7 protein-coding genes and 2 other RNA genes are annotated in these 6,040 nt (G+C 39.7%); 1 reads left to right on the top strand and 8 read right to left on the bottom strand.

Translation table 11 applies throughout. The features are described 5' to 3' along the window. Window positions 1–116 precede the first annotated feature (116 nt). Complete coding sequence (locus B5D29_RS08375; RefSeq protein ID WP_078769109.1) at window positions 117–479, bottom strand: hypothetical protein; 363 nt, start codon at window positions 477–479, stop codon at window positions 117–119. Next, window positions 476–1,729 (bottom strand): DUF2971 domain-containing protein, encoded by a 1,254-nt coding sequence (locus B5D29_RS08370; RefSeq protein ID WP_078769108.1) that lies wholly within the window; start codon window positions 1,727–1,729, stop codon window positions 476–478. Before B5D29_RS08370 ends, B5D29_RS08375 begins: the two co-directional genes overlap by 4 nt. Before the next feature lie 228 nt (window positions 1,730–1,957). Here B5D29_RS08370 and B5D29_RS08850 point away from each other — a divergent pair, with 228 nt between their 5' ends. Next, window positions 1,958–2,089, top strand: coding sequence for a hypothetical protein (locus tag B5D29_RS08850; protein WP_278286422.1), 132 nt, complete (start codon window positions 1,958–1,960; stop codon window positions 2,087–2,089). An 80-nt stretch (window positions 2,090–2,169) separates the two neighbouring features. Here B5D29_RS08850 and ssrA read toward each other — a convergent pair. From ssrA to ffs, 6 genes are all read right to left on the bottom strand, one after another. Next, window positions 2,170–2,519: a transfer-messenger RNA gene (gene ssrA, locus B5D29_RS08365) on the bottom strand. Window positions 2,520–2,540: 21 nt separating this feature from the next. Next, on the bottom strand, window positions 2,541–3,002 hold the full coding sequence (smpB, locus tag B5D29_RS08360) for an SsrA-binding protein SmpB (protein ID WP_078769107.1): 462 nt from the start codon (window positions 3,000–3,002) through the stop codon (window positions 2,541–2,543). 24 nt (window positions 3,003–3,026) lie between these two features. Continuing rightward, complete coding sequence (gene recR / locus B5D29_RS08355) at window positions 3,027–3,626, bottom strand: recombination mediator RecR (RefSeq protein WP_078769106.1); 600 nt, start codon at window positions 3,624–3,626, stop codon at window positions 3,027–3,029. 23 nt (window positions 3,627–3,649) lie between these two features. Beyond that, the gene (locus B5D29_RS08350) at window positions 3,650–3,994 is read right to left on the bottom strand and encodes a YbaB/EbfC family nucleoid-associated protein (RefSeq protein WP_078769105.1); all 345 of its coding nucleotides are present in this window, start codon (window positions 3,992–3,994) and stop codon (window positions 3,650–3,652) included. Window positions 3,995–4,013: 19 nt separating this feature from the next. Beyond that, window positions 4,014–5,705 carry a DNA polymerase III subunit gamma/tau gene (gene dnaX / locus B5D29_RS08345; protein ID WP_078769104.1) on the bottom strand — a complete coding sequence of 564 codons (1,692 nt, stop codon included), beginning with the start codon at window positions 5,703–5,705 and terminating at the stop codon, window positions 4,014–4,016. A 12-nt stretch (window positions 5,706–5,717) separates the two neighbouring features. Continuing rightward, window positions 5,718–5,936: signal recognition particle sRNA large type (gene ffs / locus B5D29_RS08920), an RNA gene on the bottom strand. Window positions 5,937–6,040: the final 104 nt, after the last annotated feature.

Below are 6,040 nucleotides of genomic sequence, written 5' to 3'. Positions count from 1 at the left end.
TTATTTTTACTAAAGCTTTCTGTTTCCCCCGGTAGAACCGGGGGTTTTCAACCATTGCTGGACAAAGAAAAGACCAAGCTATAAGTAAGCTTGGATCTCTCTCAAAAACATTTACTCTATATTTTCCATTCAATATTTGAAATTTGACTTGACAAATCACGCAAGTCTTTTTTGTACTGTTTCATCAAATTAAATTCTCTATCCGGAACTACAAATCCGTATCTTATTGTTTTAAGTGTATCTTCTAAAGTGTTCGATAAAGAACTTGCAACTACTACGAATTCTTCGATGGCATTTTTAGCTGTTTTGATTCCTTCGTCCTCTTTCAAAACAGATATATCTTCATTTGTATTTTCTACAATTTTGTTAATAGTTATTTTAAAATGATACGCATCTAACAAAATATCCGATAGTTTTTCTAAATAATCGACAGCGAATTTTGAATCAAAACATTCAGCCGAAATCTTTTCTCCTATCATCTCACTTTTTCCGTTATGTACTCTGATAATCTAACAATATTCTCAACTAAAACTGCCACATGCTGAATTTCAGATTCCTCTTCGTAAGACAAAGAATCAAAATCAATTAGTTCTCTTGTAAGGGAAAAGTTTTCTTTGCCTAACTTCAAGTCGTAACAATCAATTTTCTTTTGTTTGCAAATGTCTAGAAGAACACTCTTTATATCACTAGAAATATTTAATCCAAAAGTGATTGTTTTTATAAAAGGGAAATTAATAAAATGTGGTGTATTTGCTTCTCCAATATTAATTATCCTCCATTCTTTTTCGTATTCCCAACATTTATTCTTGCAAAGCAAGTAATTCATTAACGGAACGATATCAACCTCTTTTTGAACAACATTATATTTTCCATCTACAACTTCTAAACCAATTCCTAAATCGGCAAGTGATACCGTTGGTCTCTTTTCAGTATATTGAACCGGGTAGAAAAAGCCAAAGAAATCATCCATTTTAGTTAAATCATATTCTACACATATTCCCGAATAGGAATTAGCATAATGTGACCACATCAATTGATTGTCCCAACCACTTGCAGTTAAACAAGTTATGGTTAATTGTGAAAGGAACTTTTTAAATAAAGGTGAATATTTATTATTCTTTATGTTTTCAATTTCTTGAACAAAATCATCCATATATGATTGTAAATTTAAAGCACTTTCTAATATTTCTTCTGTGATAACATCTGACTCAATAGATGTTATCATTAGTCCAAGTGTTCGAAATAATTCTTGTGGAAAAATATGTTTGATTTCTTTTGGTGCTTTTCCAAACAAACTCTTGATATGGTTGTTTATGAATTGGGTATCTGACAATCCCATTAAATGTTTATTCTTTTTTGTTGAAATTAAATATTGCTTCAATTCATTTAGTTTATCAATAAGTTCTATCATATTCCCCAACATTCTATACTTCAATACTACAGACATAAACACTTTTAAGTTGTTATCTAAATCCATAGCATCTAGAATCATATTTATACAATCTTCATAAAACTCTTCTGTACAAAATCCTATTTTAGAGTCAAAAGGATCATTCATATTCAATGGTGTTTGAGCATACAAAACATTATGTTTAATATTTTCTATGTCGTAAACAGTAGATGCGTTATTGTTGCAAGGTCTATACTGGTAAAACAATCCTCCAGCATCAATTATGTTTCTTTTCATATCTTCCATAGTTGGTTCGCGATCAATAATTATATTTTTCATTAGTCTAACATCCTTTCTGCAATTGAGTACCTAAGCTTAGTATACACCAATAAACATATCCCTTCAATATTGTTTATAAATCACTTGACTTACAAAGCAGTTCGCGGTATTGTGTGTTTGCAAAGGAGGACAAAGCTATGAAAACTATAACAAAAACAATGTCCAAATTGTCAAACACACAGAAAGGATGATGCCCAAAACAAAAGAATAATGCAAGGATGATTCCAAATGACGACAGAAATCAAATGGAACATTCCTGAATATGAAATAGAAAAACTTGCACGATTTCTACTACCTCAAATCCAAAAGGATTTTGAAGAACAGAAAAAGAACGAGCAAAACGATAAAAGGCAGGGTTAGCGCCCTGCCTTAACTGTATCTAAAAATAAAGAAAATCCGAAACAGTTACCTAAGATAACAAGTTTCGGATTATTCTGTCCTGGTGGAGATGGCGGTAATCGAAACCGCGTCCGAAGAAGGATTGCCAAGGGCTCTACGAGTGTAGTTTATCGTTTGAGATTCCCCTCACGCATCGGCGACAAACAGCCTATACGCTACGGTAGCTTCTGATTCCTGATGAGAGCTGAAGCGCTCTCTCATTCATGTTCGCCACTAATCGACGCCCTCATCCAATCCGTGGCACTATCGGTGAGAACGGAAGGGTGCTTACGCAGCCTTCAAAGAAACTGTATTATTGTCAGTTAATTTTAAAGTTGTTACTTTTAAAGTGGTGCAACTCCACTACTCGCTGACCAAAGTTTTCCGACCCCGTCGAAATCCTTTCATCCCCATATATTCAAGTGCCGAGCACTCAATATCGTTCTTTAAACTCTCGTTCAATTGTGCGGTTGGCGTCTTTTTTTGCCTGAACGGCACGCTTATCATAGAGTTTTTTACCTTTGCAAAGCCCGATTGACAACTTGGCTCTGCCGTTTTTGATGTATAATTCAAGCGGAATAATCGACAATCCCTGCTGTTGACTTTCGCCAAACAACTTCATAATCTCTTTTTTGTGAAGCAAAAGTTTCCTTTTGCGAAGCGGGTCACGATTGAAGCGGTTGCCCATCTCGTACGGTGAAATGTGCATACCGATAACGAACATCTCGCCGTCATCAACACTGCAAAAGCTGTCTTTCAAATTAACTCTGCCTGCACGGATTGACTTAATCTCCGTGCCGAAAAGTTCAATGCCTGCCTCGTATTTTTCCAAAACAAAATAGTCGTGATAGGCTTTTTTGTTGGTTGCAACTGTGTTATTCTCTTTTTTCTCCAAGCCTGTCACTCCCTTGTTATTTTGTTAAATCACGCTTCTGCCTTCGATTGCCCTTGAAAGAGTTATCTCATCGGCATATTCAAGATCTGCACCGACAGGCACTCCGTAAGCAAGCCTGCTGACCGTGATGCCCATAGGCTTGAGCAATCGGGATATATACATAGCGGTTGCCTCGCCCTCAACGGTTGGGTTGGTTGCCATAATGACTTCCTCAACCTCACCGCTTCCGAGCCTTGCGATAAGTTCCTTTATGCGTATTTGGTCGGGACCGATGTTATCCATCGGCGAAATTGCACCGTGGAGCACATGATAAGTGCCCTTGTATTCGTGCGTTCTTTCAATCGCAACAACATCTCTCGGGTCCTCAACAACGCAAATAACGCTCTTATCCCTCGTGTTGTCTTTACAAATCGGACAAAGTTCATCATCAGCCAAATCGCAACAAACCTTGCACTGCTTGATTTTGGTGTGAGCGTCGGTGATTGCCTTTGCAAACTCCTGTGCCTGTGAATCGGACAAGCCGAGAACATAAAACGCCATTCGCTGTGCGGTTTTGTGGCCGATGCCCTGCATACGCTCAAATTGGTCTATTAAATTTTGAAGCGGAGCAAGATTATACGCCATAATTATCCTCTTATATTTTTAGATTAAAGTCCCGGAATATTAAGTCCGCCTGTTACGGAATTAAGCTCTCTTTCAGCTTCCTCATCAATTTGACGGGTAACTTCGTTAAGAGCGGCAACAAGCATATCTTCAAGCATTTCAACATCTTCAGGGTCAACAACCTCCGGATTGATGCCGATTGCCTTAACTTCGTGGCTGCCTGTCATGGTGATTTCTACCATTCCTCCGCCTGAAGTAACAACATATTCCTTTTGCTCAAGTTCAACTTTCTTTGCTTCGATATCCTCTTGCATTTTTTGAGCCTGCTTGAGCATTGCCTGCATATTCTGTGGGCCTCCGCCCATACCTTTTGGAATTCTTGCTTTCATAATATTCTCCTTGATAAAATTATTTAAATTCGATATTAACCGAACCTTGCGCCTGATTGATTAAATCCTCAAGCGGATCTCGTTTTGGTGCGGATTGCTCTGCCGGACGCTTGAAAAGTCCGAGTTTGAAGTGAACGCCTGTTACTTCAAGCAATGCCGCCTTGATTGATTTTGAATGAATCGGCAATTTGATGAAATCTCTTACCGCCGGATTTGGACTGTCGAGCAAGAAAAACTCGCCTCTGACATAGCCCTTTGAACCACTCAACACACCAAACAACGGAATGTTTGTCCTGTGCAAAACATCCATAAAATCGCCCCATTGTGTAAATTCCACGGTTTCGTTTGGATTTACAACAGGCGGTGCGGTTTTGTGCTCAACAGGAGGAGTTTCAACAACCGGTTGTTGCTCCCGAACCGGCGGTTCTTCCTCAACGGGAGTAAGTTCAGGTTCAGGCATCGGCACAGGTGTCGGCTCTGCCTTTGGTTGTGGCTTTGGTTCATCCTTTGGTATATATTCTTCTTTCGGTGCAGGAACAGCAGTTTGTGTCGGCTGAACTTTTACACCGCTTTTAATTGCGTTTTCGAGTTTTGAAACTCTGTCAAGAAGTGAAGCGATACTCTCGTCCATCCTTGGCTCGCAGAGCTTGATGAACGCCATTTCAACCTCAATCCTTGCCGAAGCGCCACCCTTGATTGTCACCAAAGTGTTTTGGAACAGGTCGAGTGCAAAAACAATGCTTTCAACCGTAAATTCCTTTGACGCTTCCAAAATTGTATTGTATTCATCATCCGTACAGATAATCAGCTCTCGGCTCTTACGCACGGTTTTGGCAACCAAGAAATTGCGGAAATGATTAATCATCTCAACGCAAAGTCGCTCCATATCAAAGCTGTTTTGATAAAGGTCGCTGATAATTGACATTGCCGTGTTGCTGTCGCTGTTTGCAATGCAATCGGACAGTTTGTACATAGCTTCTCTGCCTGCAAGGCCTGCAACCTCGGACACCAAATCCGAATTGATTTCCTTGCTTCTGCCTGCGCATTGGTCAAGGATGGAAAGTCCGTCACGCAATGCACCGTCGGCAATTCTTGCAATGAGCACAGCTGCGTCATCATCAAGATTAAGTCCCTCAAGACCTGCAACCTCTTTCAGTCTGACCGCCATGGTTTCGGGCTGAATTCGTTTGAAATCAAACCTCTGACAGCGAGAAAGAATTGTGGCAGGAAGTTTGTGCACCTCGGTTGTTGCAAGAATGAATATTACATGTGCAGGTGGCTCTTCAAGAGTTTTGAGCAAGGCATTGAATGCCCCTGTTGAGAGCATATGCACTTCGTCGATAATATATACTCTGTATTTTCCACGGCTTGGAGCGTAATTCGTTTCGTCACGAAGTTCACGGATATTGTCAACACCGTTGTTTGAAGCAGCATCTATTTCAACAACATCATAGATTGAGCCGTTGTCGAGTCCTTTGCAAACTTCACATTCGTTGCAAGGCTCACCGTCAACATTATGCTCGCAGTTCACAGCCTTGGCAAGAATTTTTGCACAAGTGGTTTTGCCTGTTCCACGAGAACCGGTGAACAAATATGCGTGCGACACTCTGCCGTTTTTGATTTCGTTTTTAAGCGTGGAGGTGACATGGTCCTGTCCGTAAACATCGGAAAAAACCTTTGGTCTGTATTTTCTGTACAAAACCTGATACATATCAAAACCTCCTTAAAGAATTAAAATGCTTCTACGCCCTCAACGTAACGTACAGACTTGTCTGAGGCACACAGAATAATCCACTTATTGCTGCTCGGTTCCCCGCCTGACAAGGTTCGTAGCATCCTGTCGCACAGGGCCCATACGCTACGCTGAAGGTGTAAAAGCACCTCTGTCTTATTATTATACAATAAATAATATAATAAATCAATAATTATTTTTATTCTTTAACAAGAACCTTTTGTAGCGTTACAATAGATGTGACACCAAAAAGATATAGAAAAAGCGATTGAGAAAAGATAGAATAAGAATAACCACAAACCCACGCTATCAAG

This window comes from Eubacterium coprostanoligenes, from assembly GCF_900167205.1.
GTDB classification, from domain to species: Bacteria; Bacillota; Clostridia; order Oscillospirales; family Acutalibacteraceae; genus Eubacterium_R; species Eubacterium_R coprostanoligenes.
This window is presented reverse-complemented; position numbering and strand designations above follow the sequence as displayed.

Excerpts from the sequence above, each read along its gene's own strand:
- dnaX (WP_078769104.1), bottom strand. The coding sequence starts at position 5,705 with ATGTATCAGGTTTTGTACAGAAAATACAGACCAAAGGTTTTTTCCGAT.
- recR (WP_078769106.1), bottom strand. The coding sequence starts at position 3,626 with ATGGCGTATAATCTTGCTCCGCTTCAAAATTTAATAGACCAATTTGAG.
- B5D29_RS08850 (WP_278286422.1), top strand. The coding sequence starts at position 1,958 with ATGACGACAGAAATCAAATGGAACATTCCTGAATATGAAATAGAAAAA.
- B5D29_RS08375 (WP_078769109.1), bottom strand. The coding sequence starts at position 479 with ATGATAGGAGAAAAGATTTCGGCTGAATGTTTTGATTCAAAATTCGCT.
- B5D29_RS08350 (WP_078769105.1), bottom strand. The coding sequence starts at position 3,994 with ATGAAAGCAAGAATTCCAAAAGGTATGGGCGGAGGCCCACAGAATATG.
- B5D29_RS08370 (WP_078769108.1), bottom strand. The coding sequence starts at position 1,729 with ATGAAAAATATAATTATTGATCGCGAACCAACTATGGAAGATATGAAA.